The 19,661-nt window shown below is 67.2% G+C and carries 19 protein-coding genes; 10 read left to right on the top strand and 9 right to left on the bottom strand.

Annotated features, from left to right (window positions below):
• The first annotated feature begins 61 nt into the window (after positions 1-61).
• The 7 genes from V1Y59_RS01390 (at position 62) to V1Y59_RS01360 (ending at position 8,104) form a co-directional block, all read left to right on the top strand.
• Positions 62-1,837, top strand: coding sequence for an acyl-CoA dehydrogenase (locus V1Y59_RS01390; protein ID WP_330503036.1), 1,776 nt, complete (start codon positions 62-64; stop codon positions 1,835-1,837).
• A gap of 39 nt (positions 1,838-1,876) precedes the next feature.
• Positions 1,877-2,638, top strand: coding sequence for an SDR family NAD(P)-dependent oxidoreductase (locus tag V1Y59_RS01385; RefSeq protein ID WP_330503035.1), 762 nt, complete (start codon positions 1,877-1,879; stop codon positions 2,636-2,638).
• Positions 2,639-2,682: 44 nt separating this feature from the next.
• Positions 2,683-3,462 (top strand): SGNH/GDSL hydrolase family protein, encoded by a 780-nt coding sequence (locus V1Y59_RS01380; protein WP_330503034.1) that lies wholly within the window; start codon positions 2,683-2,685, stop codon positions 3,460-3,462.
• 13 nt (positions 3,463-3,475) lie between these two features.
• The gene (locus V1Y59_RS01375; RefSeq protein ID WP_330503033.1) at positions 3,476-3,976 is read left to right on the top strand and encodes a PH domain-containing protein; all 501 of its coding nucleotides are present in this window, start codon (positions 3,476-3,478) and stop codon (positions 3,974-3,976) included.
• Positions 3,963-5,489 (top strand): PH domain-containing protein, encoded by a 1,527-nt coding sequence (locus V1Y59_RS01370; RefSeq protein WP_330503032.1) that lies wholly within the window; start codon positions 3,963-3,965, stop codon positions 5,487-5,489. The genes V1Y59_RS01375 and V1Y59_RS01370 overlap by 14 nt, the downstream gene beginning before the upstream one ends.
• A 137-nt stretch (positions 5,490-5,626) precedes the next feature.
• Positions 5,627-7,438 (top strand): hydroxysqualene dehydroxylase, encoded by a 1,812-nt coding sequence (locus V1Y59_RS01365; RefSeq protein ID WP_330503031.1) that lies wholly within the window; start codon positions 5,627-5,629, stop codon positions 7,436-7,438.
• A gap of 45 nt (positions 7,439-7,483) precedes the next feature.
• Positions 7,484-8,104 carry a TetR/AcrR family transcriptional regulator gene (locus V1Y59_RS01360; protein WP_330503030.1) on the top strand — a complete coding sequence of 207 codons (621 nt, stop codon included), beginning with the start codon at positions 7,484-7,486 and terminating at the stop codon, positions 8,102-8,104.
• Positions 8,105-8,111: 7 nt separating this feature from the next.
• Here V1Y59_RS01360 and V1Y59_RS01355 read toward each other — a convergent pair whose 3' ends face one another.
• The gene (locus V1Y59_RS01355) at positions 8,112-8,717 is read right to left on the bottom strand and encodes a L,D-transpeptidase (protein WP_330503029.1); all 606 of its coding nucleotides are present in this window, start codon (positions 8,715-8,717) and stop codon (positions 8,112-8,114) included.
• 157 nt (positions 8,718-8,874) lie between these two features.
• Between V1Y59_RS01355 and ykgO the strand changes: the two genes are divergently transcribed.
• The 3 genes from ykgO (at position 8,875) to V1Y59_RS01340 (ending at position 11,585) form a co-directional block, all read left to right on the top strand.
• Positions 8,875-8,997 (top strand): type B 50S ribosomal protein L36, encoded by a 123-nt coding sequence (ykgO, locus tag V1Y59_RS01350; protein WP_330432590.1) that lies wholly within the window; start codon positions 8,875-8,877, stop codon positions 8,995-8,997.
• Positions 8,998-9,104: 107 nt separating this feature from the next.
• The gene (locus V1Y59_RS01345; protein WP_330503027.1) at positions 9,105-9,386 is read left to right on the top strand and encodes a DUF1490 family protein; all 282 of its coding nucleotides are present in this window, start codon (positions 9,105-9,107) and stop codon (positions 9,384-9,386) included.
• A gap of 9 nt (positions 9,387-9,395) precedes the next feature.
• The gene (locus V1Y59_RS01340) at positions 9,396-11,585 is read left to right on the top strand and encodes a heavy metal translocating P-type ATPase (protein ID WP_330503230.1); all 2,190 of its coding nucleotides are present in this window, start codon (positions 9,396-9,398) and stop codon (positions 11,583-11,585) included.
• A gap of 73 nt (positions 11,586-11,658) precedes the next feature.
• Here the strand turns inward: V1Y59_RS01340 and V1Y59_RS01335 are convergent, their stop codons facing one another.
• The 8 genes from V1Y59_RS01335 to V1Y59_RS01300 form a co-directional block, all read right to left on the bottom strand.
• Positions 11,659-12,873 (bottom strand): MFS transporter, encoded by a 1,215-nt coding sequence (locus V1Y59_RS01335; protein WP_330503026.1) that lies wholly within the window; start codon positions 12,871-12,873, stop codon positions 11,659-11,661.
• 46 nt (positions 12,874-12,919) lie between these two features.
• On the bottom strand, positions 12,920-13,927 hold the full coding sequence (locus V1Y59_RS01330) for an ABC transporter substrate-binding protein (RefSeq protein ID WP_330503025.1): 1,008 nt from the start codon (positions 13,925-13,927) through the stop codon (positions 12,920-12,922).
• A 1-nt stretch (position 13,928) separates the two neighbouring features.
• The gene (locus V1Y59_RS01325) at positions 13,929-14,753 is read right to left on the bottom strand and encodes an ABC transporter ATP-binding protein (RefSeq protein ID WP_330503024.1); all 825 of its coding nucleotides are present in this window, start codon (positions 14,751-14,753) and stop codon (positions 13,929-13,931) included.
• Entirely contained in the window at positions 14,753-15,754 is a 1,002-nt protein-coding gene (locus V1Y59_RS01320; protein ID WP_431309078.1) for a FecCD family ABC transporter permease, read from the bottom strand. Before V1Y59_RS01320 ends, V1Y59_RS01325 begins: the two co-directional genes overlap by 1 nt.
• Before the next feature lie 227 nt (positions 15,755-15,981).
• Positions 15,982-16,839, bottom strand: a complete 858-nt coding sequence (locus V1Y59_RS01315) for a mycofactocin-coupled SDR family oxidoreductase (RefSeq protein ID WP_330503022.1) — start codon at positions 16,837-16,839, stop codon at positions 15,982-15,984.
• Positions 16,840-16,926: 87 nt separating this feature from the next.
• A complete protein-coding gene (locus V1Y59_RS01310; protein ID WP_330503021.1) occupies positions 16,927-18,441 on the bottom strand; it encodes a VWA domain-containing protein in 1,515 nt (504 codons plus the stop codon).
• A 1-nt stretch (position 18,442) separates the two neighbouring features.
• Positions 18,443-19,384: a magnesium chelatase ATPase subunit I gene (locus tag V1Y59_RS01305; protein WP_330503020.1), complete on the bottom strand. Its 942-nt coding sequence runs from the start codon at positions 19,382-19,384 to the stop codon at positions 18,443-18,445.
• Positions 19,381-19,611, bottom strand: a complete 231-nt coding sequence (locus V1Y59_RS01300; protein WP_330503019.1) for a hypothetical protein — start codon at positions 19,609-19,611, stop codon at positions 19,381-19,383. The genes V1Y59_RS01305 and V1Y59_RS01300 overlap by 4 nt, the downstream gene beginning before the upstream one ends.
• Positions 19,612-19,661: the final 50 nt, after the last annotated feature.

Raw genomic sequence — 19,661 nt, 5'->3', positions numbered from 1 at the left:
TACGGTGCATCATAAGCGAGCGCTTAGAAATGAGCGACCGTTTGGCTGACGAAGGAGTTCCATGGCCGCCCCACTCTCCCGTCGCGATCTCGAGTTCCTGCTCTACGAATGGCTCGACGTCGAGGAGCTGACCACCCGCGAGCGGTTCCGGGAGCACTCCCGCGAGACCTTCGACGCCGTACTGGACCTCAGCGAGGACCTGGCCACCAAGCTGTTCGCACCGGCCAACAAGCTCGGCGACCAGAACGAACCGTACGTCGGCGACGACGGAAAGGTCGTGCTGCCCGACGAGGTCGAAAGCGGCATCAACGAGTACGTGAAGGCCGGTCTCATGGCGGGCTCCTTCGACGAGGCACTCGGCGGCATGCAGCTGCCCACGGTGGTCAACCGCGCATCGAGCGCCTGGTTCCAGGCAGCCAACGCCGCCATGTCGTCGTATGCGTTCCTGACCGTCGGCAACGCCAACCTCCTCGCCGAGTACGGCAGCGGCGAACAGATCGACACCTGGGTGCGGCCGATGGTCGAGGGCCGCTTCTTCGGCACCATGTGCCTCTCGGAGCCGCAGGCCGGGTCGTCACTCGCCGACATCACCACCAAGGCGCAGCCGCAGGCCGACGGCACCTACCGGATCACCGGCACCAAGATGTGGATCTCCGCCGGCGACCACGAACTGTCCGAGAACATCGTCCATCTCGTCCTCGCGAAAGCCCCGGGCGGCGGCCCCGGCGTCAAGGGCATCTCACTGTTCGTGGTACCCAAGTACCTCGCCGACGGCACCCGCAACGACGTCGCGCTCGTCGGCCTCAACCACAAGATGGGCAACCGCGCGACGACCAACACGCTCCTGAACTTCGGTGACGGAACCCATTCCCCGACAACCGAGCCCGGAGCAGTTGGATACCTGGTCGGCGACGAGCACCGCGGTCTCTCCTACATGTTCAAGATGATGAACGAGGCCCGGATCGGTGTCGGATTCCTCGCCACCTCACTGGGATACGCCGGCTATCAGGCCTCCCTGGAGTACGCGAAGGTACGCGCACAGGGTCGCCCCGTCGACCAGAAAGATCCGGCGTCCAAGCCGGTACCCATCATCGAGCACGCCGACGTCAAGCGGATGCTGCTGGCCCAGAAGTCCTATGTCGAAGGCGCTCTCGCGCTGGGCCTGTACTGCAGCAAGCTCGTCGACATCCAGCAGACCAGCACCGGCGACGACCACGAACGCGCCGGCCTCCTGCTCGACGTCCTCACGCCGATCGCCAAGAGCTGGCCGTCCCAGTGGTGCCTGGAGGCCAACAGTCTCGCGATCCAGGTGCTCGGCGGGTACGGGTACACCAAGGAATTCGACGTCGAGCAGTACTACCGCGACAACCGGCTCAACCCGATCCATGAGGGCACGCACGGGATCCACGGACTCGATCTACTCGGCCGTAAGGTCGTGATGTCCGGCGGCGCCGGATTGGCACTGCTGGCCGAGACCATCGGCGCGACAGTCGAACACGCCTCGGGCAACGCCGACACGGCCGCACTCGCCGAGCAACTGCGCACCGCCGTCGACCACCTCGCGACCACCACCGCCACCGCCTGGTCCACCGGCGATCCGGCCGTCGCGCTGGCCAACGCCACCGCCTACCTGGAGGCCGCAGGACACATCGTGATCGCCTGGATGTGGCTCGAACAGCTTCTCGCCGTAAGCGATCGGACCGGCGACTTCTACGACGGCAAGCGTGCCGCGGCGCGGTACTTCTTCCGGTACGAACTGCCGAAGACCCGCACGCAGCTGGACCTGGTCGCAGCGCTCGACCGCACCACCCTCGACACCGACCCCGCCTGGTTCTGACCAGCGCAGGTGACCCCCCCCAGGAGACAGAGGAGTTTCATGTCCGTGATGGATCTGTTCAGCGTGACCGACAAGGTCGTCGTCGTGACCGGAGCGTCCTCCGGTCTCGGTGTCGCGTTCGCCAAGGGCTTCGCCGAGGCCGGCGCCGACGTCGTGCTGGCGGCTCGTCGCGCCGAGAAACTCGCCGACACCGCGGCGGCAGTGGAAGCCCTGGGCCGCAAGGCGCTCAGCGTCCCGGCCGATGTCGCCGACCCCGACCAGTGCCAGGCGGTCGTCGACGCCGCGATGGAGACCTTCGGACGAGTAGACATCCTGATCAACAACGCCGGTGTGGGCACAGCGGTTCCCGCGACCCGCGAGACGCCCGAGCAGTTCCGCTCGGTCATCGACGTCAACCTCAACGGTTCGTACTGGATGGCGCAGGCGTGTGGTCGCGTCATGCAACCGGGCAGCACGATCGTCAACATCTCGAGCGTGCTCGGCATCACCACAGCCGGTCTCCCACAGGCCGCGTACGCCGCGAGCAAGGCCGGGGTCATCGGCCTCACCCGCGACCTCGCCCAGCAATGGGGTTCGCGAAAAGGTATCCGCGTCAACGCCATCGCCCCGGGCTTCTTCGCGAGCGAGATGACCGACACCTACCACGACGGTTACCTCGAGAGTCAGCTGCCGCGGGTCCTCCTCGGCCGCATGGGTCAGGGTGAGGAACTGGCCGCGACCGCCATCTGGCTGGCTTCGGCCGCGTCTGGATATGTCACCGGCCAGACCGTCGCCGTCGACGGCGGCGTGACAGTCACGTAGACACCGCCCATTCACAACAGGGCGTCGAGAGCTACAGGAGCACAATGCGTTACGTCGCGGTCGGCGACAGTTTCACCGAGGGTGTGGGCGGCGATCTCGCCGGCGACCAGGTGCAGGGGTGGGCCGATCTGGTCGCGGCCGACCTGGCCGCCGAGTACGGCGGCATCGACTACGCCAATCTGGCGGTGCGGGGCCGGCTGCTGGCGCCGATCGCCACCGACCAGATCGACGCCGCACTGGCGCTCGATCCCCTCCCGACCCTGCTGACCTTCAACGGCGGCGGCAACGACATGCTGCGCCGCGGGATCGACCTCGCCGGACTGATCGACCTCACCCGGACCGCCGTACGGCGCTGCCGCGACGCCGGGATCGAGGTCGTGTTGCTCGCGGGCGCCGATCCGTCGGGAGGCCTCCCGTTCCGTGACAAGATCCGCGCACGTGGCGAGTACCTGACCACGGAGATCTCGTCGCTGGCCTCCGCGGAGGACATCACGTTCGTCGACATGTTCCACGACGACGAGATCCGTCGCCCGGCGTACTGGTCCGACGACCGCCTCCATCTCAATCCCATCGGACATCAGCGGGTCGCCGCACAGGTACTGCGGACACTCGGCGTACACACCGTGCCGGTTCCGGAGCGCCCCACCGTGACCTCGCGCGTCCCGCGGGCTGTCAACGATCTGCGGTTCGTGCGAAGCCATCTGACGCCGTGGATGATCCGCCGGCTGCGCGGTCGGTCGTCCGGGGACACCCGGTCGGCCAAGTACCCCGATTGGGTGACGATCGACGCCGCGTCGGTCGGCATCGGCGGAGCGGATTCGTAGACTGTCGGGTGCCATGGCATCCACACCTGCGCTGCTGCGCGAACCCGCCCATCAGGTCGACCCACGCGCCGTCACCATGTGGCGGTTGACGCCCTTGCTCGCCGGGCTGCCGATCCTCGCCGCGTCCGTGGTGGTCGCAGCGCTCATCCCGTCGCCGCAACGGTGGATCGCATTAGGCGCCGCGATCCTCACGGTCATGCTCACCGCGTTCTACGTGCTCGTCGTACCGGCGTGGCGGTACCGCTTCCACCGCTGGGAGATCAGCGACGACGCGGTGTACACGCAGGCGGGCTGGTTCGTCCGCAGCCGCGTGATCATCCCGATCGCCCGCATCCAGGTGGTCGACACGGCCGCCGGCCCGGTCGAACAGCTCCTCAACCTCGCCACGCTCACTGTCACCACGGCATCGTCGGCGGGCACGATCCGGATCGTCGGGCTCGACGCCGATGTGGCGCGCCGGACAGCCGCCGACCTCACCGAACGCACCCAGGCCCACGACGATGACGCGACCTGACCAGGCCGTCGACCACCCCGATGCCCCCGGGCAGTGGCACCGGCTGTCGCCGTGGATGATCGCGGTCAAACCCATCGAGCAGCTGCCCCAACTCATCCCGCTGCTGATCGCGATCGTCTTCGCCGGTCGGGGCGCACCCGACCTGGCCATCATCATCGGCATCGTGGTGGTCGCACTGGTCAGCGTGGTGCCGTGGTTGGTCACCCGCTACCAGGTCACCGACGAGCACGTGCGGGTGCGATCGGGGGTGCTCACCCGCAAGGTCGCGACCGCGCGACGCGACCGCATCCGCAGCGTCGACCTGACCGCGTCACCGGCCCACCGCATCGTCGGGCTCACGAAGGTACGGATCGGCACCGGCGGCGACAAGGAGTCGTCGGTGGTGGAACTCAACGCCATCCCCACGGCCGAGGCGAACCTGCTGCACGGGAACCTGATGGCCACCGCGACCCGTATCACCGCTCGCGACGCCGAACCGGAGGATGCGCCCGTCGAGATGACGCCGCCGCAGGAACTGGCCCGGCTGCAGCGGTCCTGGCTTCGGTACTCCCCGTTCTCGCTGACCGGATTCGCCGCAGCCGCGGCGATCGGCGGTCTCGCCGCGCAGGTGGCCAACGAAGCAGATCTCTACGAGCGCGGCGCCTCAGTGGTCTCCGACGTCGGCGACCGCTTGCAGGGCGTACCGGTCGCACTCCTCGTCGTGGTGACCGTGGTGGCCGTTCTCGCGATCGGCGTCGCACTGTCCGTCGGCGGATACCTGTTCTCCTACTGGAACTTCACCCTCACCCGCAATCTCGATGACGGGACCTTGCGGATCCGCCGTGGGCTGCTCACGACGAACGCGACCAGCCTCGACGAGAACCGTATCCGCGGTGTGCACACCCACGAGCCGGTGCTGATGAGGCCGTTGCGCGGTGCCCGCCTCTACGCCATCGCCACCGGGCACGACAAGCATCCGCTGCTGTTGCCGCCGGCTCCCGCCTCCGAAGTCGTCCGGGTGGGCCGACTCGTCGCCCACGACGACTTCGGAGGCGGGGTGGGCGACGAGCTGACCATGCCATTGCGTCGTCACGGTCCCGGCGCATGGTCGCGGCGGATCACCCGCGGCCTGTGGGCAGGCGTCATCGTCGCCGCGGTCGCAGCGGTCCTGGTGGCCGGCCCGTTGACCTGGCCATGGCTGGTGCTCGGCATCCTGATCGCGGCCACCTCCACCATGCTTGGCGTGGTCCGGTACAACCACCTCGGCGTCGGACTCACGGAGCGGTCTGTGGTGATCAGTCCGCCGCGGATTGCGCGCCACCGATATGTGGTGGACCGTGCGAGGACCGTCGGCTGGGCGTCGCGCGCATCGTTCTTCCAGCGTCGACGAGGCGTGGAGACCCTGTCCCTGGCAACCGCGGCCGGTTCCGAGTCGTACGCGATGGTGGACCTCGAGCCCGCGGCGTCCACCGGAGTGATGAGGGCCGTCTCCCCCGACCTGGTCGCGCCGTTCCTGGAGCGCAACCCCGAGTAGATCCCCGCGGCAGCACCGAATGGGTCGGTCGACCAAGTTTTTCGAGACGATTTCGCCAATCAGTCCCAGACCCCTGCGCAACAGTGGTACACATCACATCAGTCAGAGCTGACTGGTTTGCGAAGGGACGGGGAACCATGGACGAGAACCAGAGCGCTTTCTCCCGACGATCTGCGTTGAAGGGCGCAGGAGCCGCGGCGGTGCTCGCCGGGACCGCGGTGACGATGCCCAACGTGTCGGCGCCGTCGGCGCGGGCCGTACCGCCGCCTGGTCGAGGCCGAGGACGAGAGGTCGCCATCTTCGGCGGTGGCATGTCCGGACTGGCGGCCGCCCAGGAGCTCATCGAGCGCGGATTCCAGGTCACCGTCTACGAGCCGTCCTACCTCGGCGGCAAGGCGTTCAGTCACGACGTTCCCGGCACCGCGCGCGGCGGACGGCTGCCGTTGCCCGGCGAACACGGTTTCCGCTTCTTTCCCGGCTGCTACCAACATGTTCCGGACACGATGGAGCGCATCCCCGTCGCCGGCGGCGGCAACGTCCGCGACCGGCACCTGATCAACGTCGAAACCGCCGTCATCGCCTTCGACGACGCCGGCTACGCCCCGGCGACGGCCCCGACATCGCTGATCGGCTTCGCCGACCACGCCCCGGCGATCCTGACCCTCGACAACCTCCGCAACGCGCTGACCACCGGCCTGCGGTTCATCGTCGACGTCCCGCCGCATGAACTCGCCTACTTCGTCACCCGCGAACTGATCATCGCGACGAGTTGCGAGGAACGACGACTCGGCCAGTGGGAGAAACAGTCCTGGATGCAGTTCGTCAAGGCCAACGGCAAATCACCTGCCTACCAACGGTATCTGGCCGGCGCCTTGACGCGCGCACTCGTGGCGGCGAAGTCGCACACCGCATCGGCGCGGACGATCGGCCAGATCGGACTCGCCCTGGCCACCTCGGCCACCGGCCTCATCGGCCAGTACGGCACAGACCTGGTGAGCGGCGGCGTCGACCGAATCCTCAACGCGCCCACCAGCCATGCCTGGATCAATCCCTGGGTGCGGTACCTGCGCGGCCGCGGCGTGCAATTCGTGATGAACGAGGCGGTGGCCGACTTCTCCGTCTCCGGCGGCCGGATCTCCGGTGCCCGCCTCGCCTCAGGCGCCACGGTGACCGCCGACTGGTACATCGCGGCCATGCCCATCGACCGGCTCAAGCCGCTCCTCACACCATCCCTGGTGAACGCCGACCCCTCACTGGCCGGCATCCGTCGCCTGCAGGACGACTGGATGGTGGGCATCCAATACTTCCTGTCCCGGCGAACCGACCTGCCGCCCAGCCACATCGCCGCTCTGGGCACGCCGTGGGCGTTGACCGGGCTCTTCCAGGCGCGGCCATGGAACGTCGACTTCGCCACGACCTACGGCGACGGCCGCGTCCGGGACTGCCTGTCGATCGACATATCCGAGTGGGAGAAGCCGGGCATTCTGTACGGCAAGCCCGCCAAACGCTGCACCAAGCGGGAGATCGCCGCCGAGGTGTGGGCCCAGATGAAACGGGCGATGAACTCCGGCGGCAAGCCCATCCTCCGCGACGAGGAGTTGGTCACCTGGTCGCTCGATCCGGGCATCACCTGGTCGCCGCAGATCGCGAACGCGACACCCTTGATGGTCAACACAGCCGGTTCGTATCAGCATCGCCCCCAGGCGTATACGAAGATCCCGAACTTCTTCATCGGCGGCGACCACGTCCGCACCAACATCGACCTCGCCACCATGGAGGGCGCCAATGAAGCGGGCCGCCGGGCCGCCAATGCGATTCTCGCCGCGGCGGACAGCCCCGCCGCAGCGGCGCCGGTGTTCCCGCTGTGGGAATTGCCGATGCTCGATCCGATCAAAGCCGAGGACCGCAATCGCTATCGTGCCGGCCTGCCACACTTCCTCGACTTCTGACCGGCGCACGGTGGCCGCGGCCGATCGGGACAGTAGGATCGCCGGGTGAACCCTACGTCGCAGGAGTCGTCGCGTGACGTCGCGGCCACGCAGGATCGCGGTGACCGCACGCGTACCCGAATCCTCGACGCCGCGATCCGGGTCCTCGTCGACCGCGGCTACGCACAGGCGAGCACCCTCGCGATCCAGGCCGAGGCGGGGGTCAGTCGAGGGCGCCTCCTGCACCACTACCCGTCGCGCGACAAACTGTTCATGGCAGCTGTCGATCATCTCGCCCGCACCCGTATCGCGGAGATGCCTTCCCAGGTCGAGTGGCCCGCCGATCCGGCCGAACGGATCGGCCCCGCCATCGACCTCGGCTGGACGACCTTCCATCAGCCCTACTTCGTCGCGTCGATGGAGCTGTGGATCGCCGCGCGAACCAACGAACAGCTACGCGGCGCCCTGGTACCGACCGAGCGACGACTCGGGCCCACCGTCCGGGGTGCCGTCGCCGGCTTCCTCGGGTCCGAGTTGACCTCACGCCCACGGTATCCCGAGCTGTACCCGCTCCTGCTGTCGAGCATGCGCGGCGTGGCCACCACCTACCTCATCGACCGTCGCGATCCCACCACGGATCCGCACCTGGACCTGTGGAAGGCGATGACCCGCACATACCTGCTCTGACCCGCGGTCAGGGCAGAATCGTCACCGTCGTTCCGACGTCCACCCAGCGATAGAGTTCGTCCATCGCCGGCCTCGGGACGTGGATACACCCTCGTGAGCCCTGGGTCTGATACCGCGCCGTATCCCCGTAGGCGAACTTCTGCCACGACGAATCGTGGAAGCCGTAGTCGCCGAAGAACGGCAGCCAATAGTTCACGAACACCCGGTAGTCGGAGCCGCTCAGATGACGATCCGTTTCCCGGCTGTTGATGTGCCAGGTGCCCAGCGGCGTGCCGTCGCCCAAGCCCACGCGCCCGGTCGTCACCGGTGAGTAGCCGACCGGGGTGTCGTACTCGCACAGCGCGAGGCTCTGCTCGCCGAGACTCACCTTGACCAAGCGCGGGTCGGTGTTGCCCGCGCAGTCGACCACGGTAGCCATGGGGATCGACCCGACCGAGCTGGTCTCGCCCGGGTCCGACTCCTGATCGTCGGCTCGGGTCTGCCCCGCCGTGCCTGCCAACTGCGACAGGACGAGAACGGTGACCACGACCGCGGCGAGCACCAGAACCAGCGTCCAGGCATTGTCCTTGGCGCCGATCAAGGTGCGGGATCGAATCGTGTTGGCCCAGTTCATAGTCGATGTGTCAGTCGGCAGTTCGCGACCTGCCTGCCTCCGCGAGGCGCAAGCGACGTCCGGTCGCTCCCCCACGCTACCGCTTGATGGCATCGATTTCCGACTCGCAGACCCGACGTGCTCTAATGGAAATCGTTTCCACTTAGGAGGTAGTTCAATGAAGGTGCGCTCGTCGATCCGATCGCTGAAGAACCAGCCCGGTTCGCAGGTCGTCAAACGCAAGGGACGGATCTACGTAATCAACAAGTCGAATCCGCGTTTCAAGGCACGTCAGGGCTGAAGTCGGCGCCGAGGCGGCGTGAGTTCCGGAGCCGAACCGACGCGGCCGGAGTAGCGTTGTCGCCAGTCGTGCCGAGCTCGTCATCGATCTTGTTCAGGAGGACACCAGTGCCCATTCACGGATTGCTCGCCAAGGCGGGATCCACGGTCGTCACCGGTCTGGTCGGAGCCGCCGCCTACGATGTGGCTCGCACCGTGATACGGAAGGCCCCGCTGCGCGAAGGTGCGGTCGTCGCGACGACCTGGGGTATTCGTGGGACCCGTAAGGCCGAGGAAGTCGCCGAGTCGGTGCGCCTGAACACCTCCGACATAGTCGCCGAGGCCAAGGGACGGCTCGGTGAGGAATCCACGCCACCCGGCGCGGCAGTCGCCCACGACCACGAACACTGACCGGTGAGCGTGACGATACCCGCCGGCCTCGACGACTCGGACGCCCCCGCCGGACACATCGTCACACGCTCCGATGCGGCCGGCCGGCTGCGCGTGACCGTCCCGTGGCTGCGCATCTCGGACCGGCGGACAGCAGACCTGCGAGCGGTGGCCGTCGAGGAGAGCGTTGCCCGCGTCAACGGCGTGCGTGCCGTCCACGCATACCCCCGGACGGCTTCGGTGGTCATCTGGTTTCGCGAGGGCACCGACCGTACCGCGGTCGTCCACGCGATCGAGGCCGCTACTCTTGCCGATCCCGACAACCTTCCCGACCGCGCCCCGCACTCGGCGGAGATCACCAACAGTGACCTGCTGCGGATGGGCATCGGCGCGGGTGCACTCGTCCTGCTCGGCGTACGCCGGTATGTGTTCCGGCACCCGCCGCTACTCGGGCCTACCGCCCGCACCGCGGCGACCGGGATCACCGTCTTCTCCGGCTATCCGTTCCTGAAGGGTGCGCTGCGCTCCCTGCGCGGTGGACGTGCGGGCACCGACGCGTTGGTGTCGGCGGCGACCATCGCCAGTCTGCTGCTCCGCGAGAACGTGGTGGCACTGACGGTGTTGTGGCTGCTGAACATCGGCGAGTTCCTGCAGGATCTGACGCTGCGGCGGACGCGCCGTGCCATCTCGGACCTGCTGCGCGGCACCCAGGACACGGCATGGGTCCGGCTCGACGACGGCACCGAGGTGCAGGCACCGATCGATGCGCTGCACGTCGGCGATCACGTCGTCGTGCACGAACAGGTCGCGGTGGCCGTCGACGGCCAGATCGTCGACGGTGAGGCGGTGGTCGATCAATCGGCACTGACCGGCGAGAACCTGCCGGTTGCCAAGCGCGTCGGCGACCGGGTGCAGGCCGGTTCGGTGGTGATGACCGGTCGGATCGTGGTCGCCGCGGACGCCGTCGGCGCCGATACTGCGATCGGTCGCATCATCACCCGCGTCGAAGATGCGCAACGCGACCGCGCACCGATCCAGACCGTCGGCGAGAACTTCTCGCGCCGATTCGTGCCCGCATCCTTCGCGATGTCGGCACTGACACTGCTGGTCACCCGGGATCTACGCCGGGCGATGACGATGCTGTTGATCGCCTGCCCGTGCGCGGTGGGCCTGTCCACCCCGACGGCGATCAGCGGCGCGATCGGCAACGGCGCCCGCCGCGGCATCCTGATCAAGGGCGGTTCGCACCTCGAGGAGTCCAGCCGCATCTCCGCCGTCGTCTTCGACAAGACCGGCACCCTCACCGTCGGACGCCCGATCGTCACCAACGTGGTGTCCTTCTCCGACGAGTGGCAGCCCGAGCAGATCCTGGCTCACGCGGCGAGTTCGGAGATCCACTCCCGACACCCGCTGGCCGAGGCGGTGATCCGGTCCACCGAGGAACGCCACATCGAGATCCCCACGCACGCCGAGTGTGAGGTCATCGTCGGACTCGGCATGCGTACCCGCGCCGATGACGGCCGGGTGTTGCTCCTGGGTAATCCGTCGCTGCTGGAGAACCACGGCGTGGCGATCGCCCAGGATGCCCTCGACTGGGTGGACAAACTGCGCAGAAACAGCGAGACACCGCTCTTGCTCGCAGTGGACGGGAACCTCGTCGGCCTGGTCAGTCTCTCCGACGAGTTGCGGCCCGAGTCGAGAACAGTTCTCGACGCCCTCCGCGCCGACGGAGTCACGGAGATCGCCATGCTCACCGGCGACCACCCCGTCACCGCCGCGACCATCGCCGATGCGCTCGGAATCGATCGCTGGGCGGCCGAGGTCACCCCGGACGACAAGCTCGCCGTCGTCCGCGAACTGCAGGCGCTCGGCCACGTCGTGGCCATGGTCGGCGACGGCGTGAACGATGCGCCCGCACTCGCCGCCGCCGACATCGGTATCGCGATGGGCCTCGCGGGCACCGACGTTGCCGTGGAGACCGCGGACATCGCGTTGGCCGGCGACGACCTTCGCAAACTGCTCGACATCCGGGACCTCGGCGGCCACACCGTCGAGGTGATCCGCCAGAACTATGGCATGTCGATCGCGGTCAACTCGATCGGCCTGGCCATCGGCGCGGGCGGCGCACTGTCGCCCGTCCTCGCCGCGATCCTGCACAACGCGTCGTCGGTTGCCGTGGTGCTCAACAGTTCTCGACTGATCCGCTACCGGGTCTCGTAGCGGTCGGGCCGCCGGTGTCTGCCTGGGCACCCGCGGCCCATCACCGACGTCGGTGATCCCGTTGTCGCCCAGTTCACAACCGCTGTGGTCCGGTTCCGTCCATCATCGCAACGGGGACCAGGGCACCCGCGACAACGACCGGGACCGCCAGTGCGATCCCGAGCCCGAGGCTCCCGCCGACGCTCAGACCGACACCACCGATCGTCGCCCCCGCGAACACACCGAAACTCATGCCGGCCGCGTTGAGTGAGTATGCCGTTGCGGTCACCTCGCCACCGCGGTGGGCGATGAGCGTGGTGACCTGAGCTGCGATGACCGCGTGACCTACTCCCATGGCGACCGTCGCCCCGAGCGCAACCATCAGTACATCCGTGGTGAAGACCACCAGCACGGCCGCCACTACGGCAGCGAGGCTCGCCACGACGGTCATCGCCGGCGTGCGACCGGCGGTGTCGATCCGACGCAGCCACCGTCCCGCGTAGAAGTTGCCGACGAAGAAGCTTGCCCCACTGAGTGTCCACACGAGAGTGAACGTGCCCGCCGACATGTCGAATCGGCTGTCGTAGCGTGCTGCGAGGAACGCCAGATAGCCCATGAACGACGCCGTGCGCAGTGCCGCGATACCGATGAGTGCGAGCAGGTCCGGGCGCGCACGAATCCGGCGGAAGGCTGCCCAGTATCCGATGGCCGATGCCGGTGCACCCTCGGCCGATCGAAAACGGATGACGAGGTAGAGGGCGATCAGGATGGCCAGTCCCGCCGTGACCCACAGCACTCCGCGCCAACCCGTCCAGACCGCGAGGACCCCGATCACCGGTGCGGCCATCACGGCGGCGAGTGTCTGGCACGACGTCACCATGGTTGCCGCACGTCCACCGTCCCTGGTGTCGGTGTACGTACTCGTCGCGGTCGTCAGGAGCGCCGGAAGCAGCATGGCGGTGGCCACGCCGATCCCCAGACAGAAGGTCGCCAACGCCGCGAGCGCGGGGATCGTCCCGACTACCGCAGCCAGCGCCAGCAACACCAAACTCGTCGCGGCGGCCGTGGTCGGTCTCCAGCGGATGAGCAACGGGGCGAACACGATCGCGGTCACCAACGCGGCGACGCCGCCCAGCCCGCGTAGCGTTCCGACCGCGGCGGTGTCCGCTGAGACCGAGTCCGCGATCGGGACAAGGTAGGTCGAGTAGACGGTGAACGGGACAAGGCCGACGATCGCGGCACACAAGACCGGCCACAGGGTCGTGATGATCGACCGGTCTGTCACCGGCACGTACGGATCGCTCGACATTCAGTGTGGCTCCAGGTGTCTGGTGTCTCCCGCCGCCAGTGTCCCGCTAGCCGCGGTTGTTCACGTAGTCACGCAGATACGCACCGAACTTCTCGAGCCCGTCGACGTTGCGGGGGCTCGAGATCGCCTCGTTGTAGTCGAGGATGAAGAACTGGTCGTTGACCACCGCCGGCAGTGCGGCGGTGCGGGGATCCGACTTGAGGAAGTCGATCTTCTCCTGCGCTGGTTGATCGTTGTAGTCGAGGATGATGATGACCTCCGGCGCCGCTTCGACAACCGCCTCCCAGCTCGCCTCGGTCCATCGTGCTTCGACATCGCCGAAGATGTTCTCCCCGCCGGAGAACCGGATGATGTCGTTCGGCGGGACCTGGGATGCCGCGGTGAACGGTTGGTCCGTGCCGCTGTCGTACAGGAACACCTTCACGGGAGGTCCGTCCGGCGCCTGCTCCTGAACAGCTGAGACCCGATTCTTGTACTGCTCCACCACATCCGCAGCACGGTCCTCGACACCGAAGATCGCCCCCAGACGTTCCATGTCGGTATAGAGCCCGTCGAAAGGTGTGTGCTGCTCGGGGAATCCCGGGTAGTTGAAGCATGACTCGGCGTGCATGAAGCTCTGGATCCCCAGCGTGTCGAGGATCTCGGGCGTGATGCTCCGCGAGTCGGAGAAGCCCGAGTTCCAGCCGGCCACAACGAAATCGGAGTTGGCATCGACGACGAGCTCGCGGTTGAGGAGGTCGTCGGAGAGGAACTCGACCTGTTCGTAGTCGGCGGCCCACGGGGACTCGGAGACCGGCGGATTTGCCGGCGGCAGCACGTAACCGTGGACGTGATCGACGAGTCCGAGCGCGAACATCTTGTCCGCACTTCCACCCTCGTACACGACCGCACGTTGCGGAACGGTGTACTCGACGGCTTCACCGCACCTGTTCACAGTGGTGGTCTGCGCCTCGTCGGACTCGTCGACCTCGGCCCCGCATCCGGCCAGCAGCCCGGCGCACAGGGCGAGAGCTCCGAACGCGGCGGATCGTGGACGCGACACTGCAAATTCCATGTCATTCACTCTTTTCGGTCGGTGTTTCGGTATCGGGTACGGACTGCTGCGCCGCCTCCACGCCGGGAAGGGTGAACAACACTTGCGGGTCACCGGTGAGCGGGTGGGGTACGACTGTGACGTCGACGCCGAAGACCTCGGCGATGAGCTGCTCGGTCAGGACGTCGGCCGGTGGGCCGACAGCTGCCGCTCGCCCCTCGGAAAGGACCACCAGGCGATCGCATGTCGCTGCGGCGAGGTTCAGGTCGTGCAGGACAACGAGGCAGGTCGGTCCGGACCCTCGGAGCCGGCCGAGTACGGCGATCTGGTGACGGATGTCCAGATGATTCGTCGGTTCGTCGAGGACGAGGACCTGTGGTTCCTGTACGAGAGCTCGCGCGATCATCACGCGTTGTCGCTCACCGCCGGACAGACTCAGAATCCCTCGGTCGGCCAGATGAGCGATGTCTGTGTGGCGCATCGCGTCTCGACACAGGTCGCGTTCGGCAGCGGTCAACGGTTCGTTGCCGCTCTTGAAGGGTGTTCGCCCCAGCGCCACGACCTCGTCGACGGTGAAGTCGAAGTCCGATTGCGCTTCCTGCGTCAACGCGGCCACGCGGCGCGCGGTTTCCCGCAGTGTCATCTGCGCCACGTCGTCCCCGCCGACACGCACAACCCCGCCCGAAGGTTTCAGCGCGCGGTACACGCAGCGCAATGCCGTTGATTTGCCCGAACCATTCGGTCCGACGAGGCCGACGATCTCCCCCGACGCCAGCGTCAATCCCAGTTCCTGGACCAGGTGGCGCCCGTCGACGGTCACCGTGAGGCCCTCGATGCCGAGGTCCATCAGCGCCCACCGAACACGTAGGCGCGTCGACGCATCAGCGAGATGAACACCGGAACCCCGATGATCGCGGTGAGCACTCCGAGCGGCAGTTCGCGTGGTGCGACCAGGGTTCGGGCCAGCAGATCGACCCAGACCATGAGGATGGCGGCCACGAACGGCGCGATCAGAAGCAGGCGAGCATGCGTTGCACCGACGATCATCCGGGTGATGTGCGGGACAACGAGGCCGACGAATCCGATCGCGCCACTCACCGCCACCATCGCACCGGTCATCACCGCGGTGACGAGGAACAGCTGTTTGCGCACCCGTGATGCCGCGACGCCGAGAGCCGCGGCGGTCTCGTCGCCCAACGCCAGCACGTCCAGGGATCGGCTGCTTCGGCGCAGGGCGAGAGCACCGACGACCACGATGACCGCGACCAAGGGAAGCGAACCCCAGGTGGCCGCGCCGAACGACCCCATCGTCCAGAAGAGAACCGTCGCGGTCGCCTCGCCACTGGGCGTGTAGTAGATCATCACGCTCATCACCGCTTGAAACCCGAACGACAGCGCCACACCGGTCAGCACCAGCCGCAACGGTGTCACGCCCATCCTCCCGTAGGCGATGAGATACACGATCGCAGTGGCGAGCAGTGCACCGATGAAGGCACCCGCGGACACCGCATAGATCCCCAGCATCGCCAGCGCCCCGAACAGCGAGACGGCAACGGCACCTACCGCCGCGCCCGAGGAGACCCCGAGAATGTACGGGTCGGCGAGGGGGTTGCGGACCAGCGCCTGAACCGCCACTCCGACAGCACCCAGGCCCGCACCGACGATGGCGGCCAGCAGTACGCGCGGGGTGCGAATCTGCCAGATGATCTGATACGAGGCGACCTCGTCCGAGGAGATCGAGCCCCCGGTGACGGCGGCCCACAGGTATCGCACCGTGTCCGCCGGCGCCACCGAAGCCGAACCGAGGCCGATCGCGACGAGCACGGAGACGGTGAGCACCACCGTCAGCAGGACACTCCAGACAAGAGGATTCGGCCCACCACCAGACCACCGCCGACGAGACTCCGCCCCTGGGTCAGATCTGATCGGCGCGGATGTCGGCACGGGCGGTCACTCCAGCTGATGGAAACGAATACCACTATCGTTAGCGACGATACCGAACCCGGACTGGCAGCGACCACTCGGGCGGCACCGCCGACGAGATCGACGTTCCGACAGACCCGATGGCCCGACTCTCACAGACCGATCTTCATCCCGGCGCCGGCGTCGACGCGAAGTTGCTGGCCGGTGACGAACCGGGATTCGTCCGAGGCGAGGTAGACGACGGCGTGCGAGATGTCGGCGGCGTCCACCCACGGGGTCGGCATCAATTGCATGAACGGGAATGTCTCCAGGGCATCCTCCCGGGTCGGATTTTCGAGATCCGGCCGGAATGTGCGATACATCGGTGCGCTCTGCAGCATGTCGGTGTCGACGTTGGTGGGATGGATTGTGTTGAGGCGGATGCTCATCGGTCCCAACGTCATGGCCAGCGACGAGGTATAGGCACTCAGCAACTTCTTCGCCAACCCATACCCGTCACCACCGGGACCCTGCAACGCCTCCATGCCGTTGATACCCGTCTGCGGGACGAGTCCGGCGACCGAACCGGTCACCACGATGGATGCCCCCTCGGACAGGTGCGGCAACGCCACGTGCACGGTGTTGACAACCCCGACAAAATCCACATCGAAAGCATCCACGAAACCCTCGACCCCGACCTCCCTACCCAATGGGCAGATGCCGGCGTTGGCGACGACGGCGTGCAGCCCGCCGAGATCAGCCACCGCCTGTCTCAGTCCGCCCTCCAGCGCGACCCTGTCGCGCACGTCCACCTCTCCCACGACGCATCGGCGGCCGGCCTTCTCAACCAGGTTCTTCGTCTCGTCGAGGTCCTCGCGAGTCGCAAGCGCGTACTCGTTCGAGGCGATGTCCGCGCAGATGTCGAAGGCGATGATGTCCGCGCCTTCGTCCGCGAGATGAACAGCGTGGCTGCGGCCTTGACCGCGTGCTGCACCGGTGATCAGAACTACCTTGCCGGCCATCCTGTTCATTGCCCACTCCTTCGTCGATGTGACTGATCACGAAAAGTGAAACACGTTCTACTTCTGCCTTCAAATGCGAATTGCGCTATGAGACAGTCAATTCCCGCGATCTTCACGATCGCCGGGGCCACGAACAATCGCGCCCGCGCGAGTGAACCACTCGAGGTCGTCGGGACGCACGCGCACTCCGGGGTTGGCCGTGGGGATCACGACCACCTGCTCACTGCGCTGCACGAGCAGCTTCAGCGCTGTTTCCGACTGCGCCAGAGCCGAATCGGATTCCGGGGTGACCTCGTCCTCGAGACGCACATTGGTACCACCGTCGGACAGCACGAGTACGCGCGCCTGAATGTCGGGATCGTCCTCGAGCAGCCCCACAGCGAGGAGGAAGGCGGACGCCAGAGGCGTCCCACCACCCGCCGGCAGTCCGGCGATGACGGCGTGTGCGTCCAGCAGATCGCGCGTCGGCTCGACGACCACCTCGGCCGCCGCACCGCGTGCGGCGATGACCGCGACCATCGACCTGTTGGCGATGGTCTCGCCGAGGGCGCCGAGCGCCGTGGCGGCCGCGACCCGCCCACGCACGCCGCTCATCGAGTCCGACCGATCCACGATGATGACGGTCAGTCGGCCGCCTCTACGCACCCGGATACTGCTGCGCAAAGCGTCGCGGTCGAGCTGTCCGCTTCGCCCGGCGGCCGTCAACGTCTGAAGAACATCGAGGCCCAGTGCAGCGTCGTAGTCGACGACCCGCCGCACCCGACCGCGCCGTGCACGCACCAACGCGCCGCGTCGGCCCGGTGAACGCTTCGCGGCGTACCGCCGGGCAGTTGGCACCGTGGCCCACTCGGGCATCGCCACGTGGTCGGCATGGGTCTCGGGCACCCGGGACACGTCGGCCTCGTCCCGACCGAGTTCACCCGCGGCGTTGCCCGAGGCCGGGGCGTCGGCCGGTGGTGCGCCGTCGGCTGTCTCGGGTGCAGCCGACGCCTCGACCATGGGTGCAAGCCGAGGTTCGACGATGTGCCGGGCGAGTGTCGTGCTCAGCGAAGCGCTATCGGCCGCAAGGGTGGTCAAGCATCGGACCGCTCCGATCTCGAGCCGGTGATCGTTGAGCCCGTTGGCCGCCAGCGACCCGACCACCCACGCGTCGATCTGCGCATTGTCGGGCTCGGGCAGTCGCCGGCTTCGCACGGTCGGTCGCACACCGAGCCCGACCACGACGGGCAGGCGTGACAGAAGGACCGCGGGGACGCTTTCCACATCCGGTGCAGAGGCGAGGAGCCGGTCGCACGGGATCATGGTCGCCACCGCGGGGTCGACGAGATCGGCGGACGGGATCATCATGCCGGCCCCGGTGGCCCGTTCGAAGATCGATGGTGTCGGCGCACCGGTGGCGGAGCGGTCGGCGATCAGGTCGGACTCCGACATACTCGCGGTCAACACCGGCGCACCGGGGAGAGTGAGGTGTTTCATCAGGACTTCTCGCGACCACGCATCACCGACCAGCAGCAACCCGAACGTTCCGCTGGTTCGCCACACGCGACAGAGTCGCTCCTGTCCGGACGTCAGGAGCGACTCCGGATGACGTTGCCAGGGAAGTACGGTCATGTCAGGCGGCCACCCGGCCGACGACCGCCGTGACGGCGTTGTGTACCCGGGCGGTCGCCACCGCCGGCCGCTCGAACGGATCGCGCGGGATGCGATGGCGCAACACCGGAATCGCGGCGTCACCGAGATCGGCCGGTGTCACCGCGCGCCGACCACGGAGGGCCGCCAGCGCTCGCGCGGCCCGGATGAGTGTCACCTCGCCACGATGACCGACCGCGCCGACCTCGACACACAGCTGCACCGCAGTGGTGAGAACCCGGTCGTCGACGTCGATGTCATCGACGGATTCGCGGGCGGCGACCAGACGTTGCGCCAACTGACGCTGCCGGACGGCGAATCGGTTCGCGAAACCCGTCGGGTCGGCGTCGAACTCGAGTCGACGCCGGACGATCTGGATGCGCAGGTCGACATCGGCGATCGTCTGCACGTGAGTCGAGAGGCCGAACCGGTCTTCGAGCTGCGGCCGCAATTGTCCTTCCTCCGGGTTTCCCGAACCGACCAGGATGAACCGAGCGGCATGTCGGTGACTGATCCCGTCGCGTTCCACGATGTTGGTGCCGCTCGCGGCGACATCGAGGAGCAGATCCACCAGGAAGTCGTCGAGGAGGTTGACCTCGTCGATGTACAGGTAGCCGCCGTGGGCCTCGGCTAGCAATCCCGGCCGGAACACGGCCTCCCCCGTGCTCAGAGCACGGTCGACATCCAGCGCGCCGACCACCCGGTCCTCGGTGGCACCCAACGGAAGGTCGATCACCGGCGAGGCCACTCCTGCGAGGTCGAGGAGACTTCCCAGTGCGCGGATCAGTGTGGTTTTCGCCGTACCCCGGTCCCCCATCGCCAAGACACCTGAGATCCCCGGGTCGACCGCGGTCAGCAGCAAAGCGCTCTTGAATGCGTCGTGCCCGAGGACGGCGGTGAACGGATAAACAGTCGGCACAGTCATCGACGGCCACGCGGCTTGATCATGACGGGGCGGAGGGTCCGCGGAACCTCCCGACACTCGGCGGACGAGGTGATCTGCGGAATCCAGCTGAGCAGATCGCGCAGCACCGGGGTGCGATTCACCGATGAGAACGCGTGGCCGCACAGTCCCCGCATCGTTCCCGCCTTTCGATACGCGACCGCGACGACGGCACCCTCGTGGCACATCCCGAGACACTGCGACCTCACCAGCACTCCTCCAGGGGTATCCCGGATGGTGTGCCTGAGCTGATCGGAGG

The sequence above is a fragment of the Gordonia prachuapensis genome (assembly GCF_036350515.1).
GTDB lineage: Bacteria > Actinomycetota > Actinomycetes > Mycobacteriales > Mycobacteriaceae > Gordonia > Gordonia prachuapensis.
Note: the sequence above shows the minus strand (reverse complement) of the source record. Positions and strands in the feature narration are given on the sequence as shown.

Excerpts from the sequence above, each read along its gene's own strand:
- V1Y59_RS01315 (WP_330503022.1), bottom strand. The coding sequence starts at position 16,839 with ATGAACAGGATGGCCGGCAAGGTAGTTCTGATCACCGGTGCAGCACGC.
- V1Y59_RS01305 (WP_330503020.1), bottom strand. The coding sequence starts at position 19,384 with ATGACTGTGCCGACTGTTTATCCGTTCACCGCCGTCCTCGGGCACGAC.
- V1Y59_RS01390 (WP_330503036.1), top strand. The coding sequence starts at position 62 with ATGGCCGCCCCACTCTCCCGTCGCGATCTCGAGTTCCTGCTCTACGAA.
- V1Y59_RS01380 (WP_330503034.1), top strand. The coding sequence starts at position 2,683 with ATGCGTTACGTCGCGGTCGGCGACAGTTTCACCGAGGGTGTGGGCGGC.
- V1Y59_RS01370 (WP_330503032.1), top strand. The coding sequence starts at position 3,963 with ATGACGCGACCTGACCAGGCCGTCGACCACCCCGATGCCCCCGGGCAG.
- V1Y59_RS01375 (WP_330503033.1), top strand. The coding sequence starts at position 3,476 with ATGGCATCCACACCTGCGCTGCTGCGCGAACCCGCCCATCAGGTCGAC.
- V1Y59_RS01310 (WP_330503021.1), bottom strand. The coding sequence starts at position 18,441 with ATGACCGTACTTCCCTGGCAACGTCATCCGGAGTCGCTCCTGACGTCC.
- V1Y59_RS01330 (WP_330503025.1), bottom strand. The coding sequence starts at position 13,927 with ATGGAATTTGCAGTGTCGCGTCCACGATCCGCCGCGTTCGGAGCTCTC.
- V1Y59_RS01385 (WP_330503035.1), top strand. The coding sequence starts at position 1,877 with ATGTCCGTGATGGATCTGTTCAGCGTGACCGACAAGGTCGTCGTCGTG.
- ykgO (WP_330432590.1), top strand. The coding sequence starts at position 8,875 with ATGAAGGTGCGCTCGTCGATCCGATCGCTGAAGAACCAGCCCGGTTCG.
- V1Y59_RS01335 (WP_330503026.1), bottom strand. The coding sequence starts at position 12,873 with ATGTCGAGCGATCCGTACGTGCCGGTGACAGACCGGTCGATCATCACG.
- V1Y59_RS01325 (WP_330503024.1), bottom strand. The coding sequence starts at position 14,753 with ATGGACCTCGGCATCGAGGGCCTCACGGTGACCGTCGACGGGCGCCAC.
- V1Y59_RS01365 (WP_330503031.1), top strand. The coding sequence starts at position 5,627 with ATGGACGAGAACCAGAGCGCTTTCTCCCGACGATCTGCGTTGAAGGGC.
- V1Y59_RS01355 (WP_330503029.1), bottom strand. The coding sequence starts at position 8,717 with ATGAACTGGGCCAACACGATTCGATCCCGCACCTTGATCGGCGCCAAG.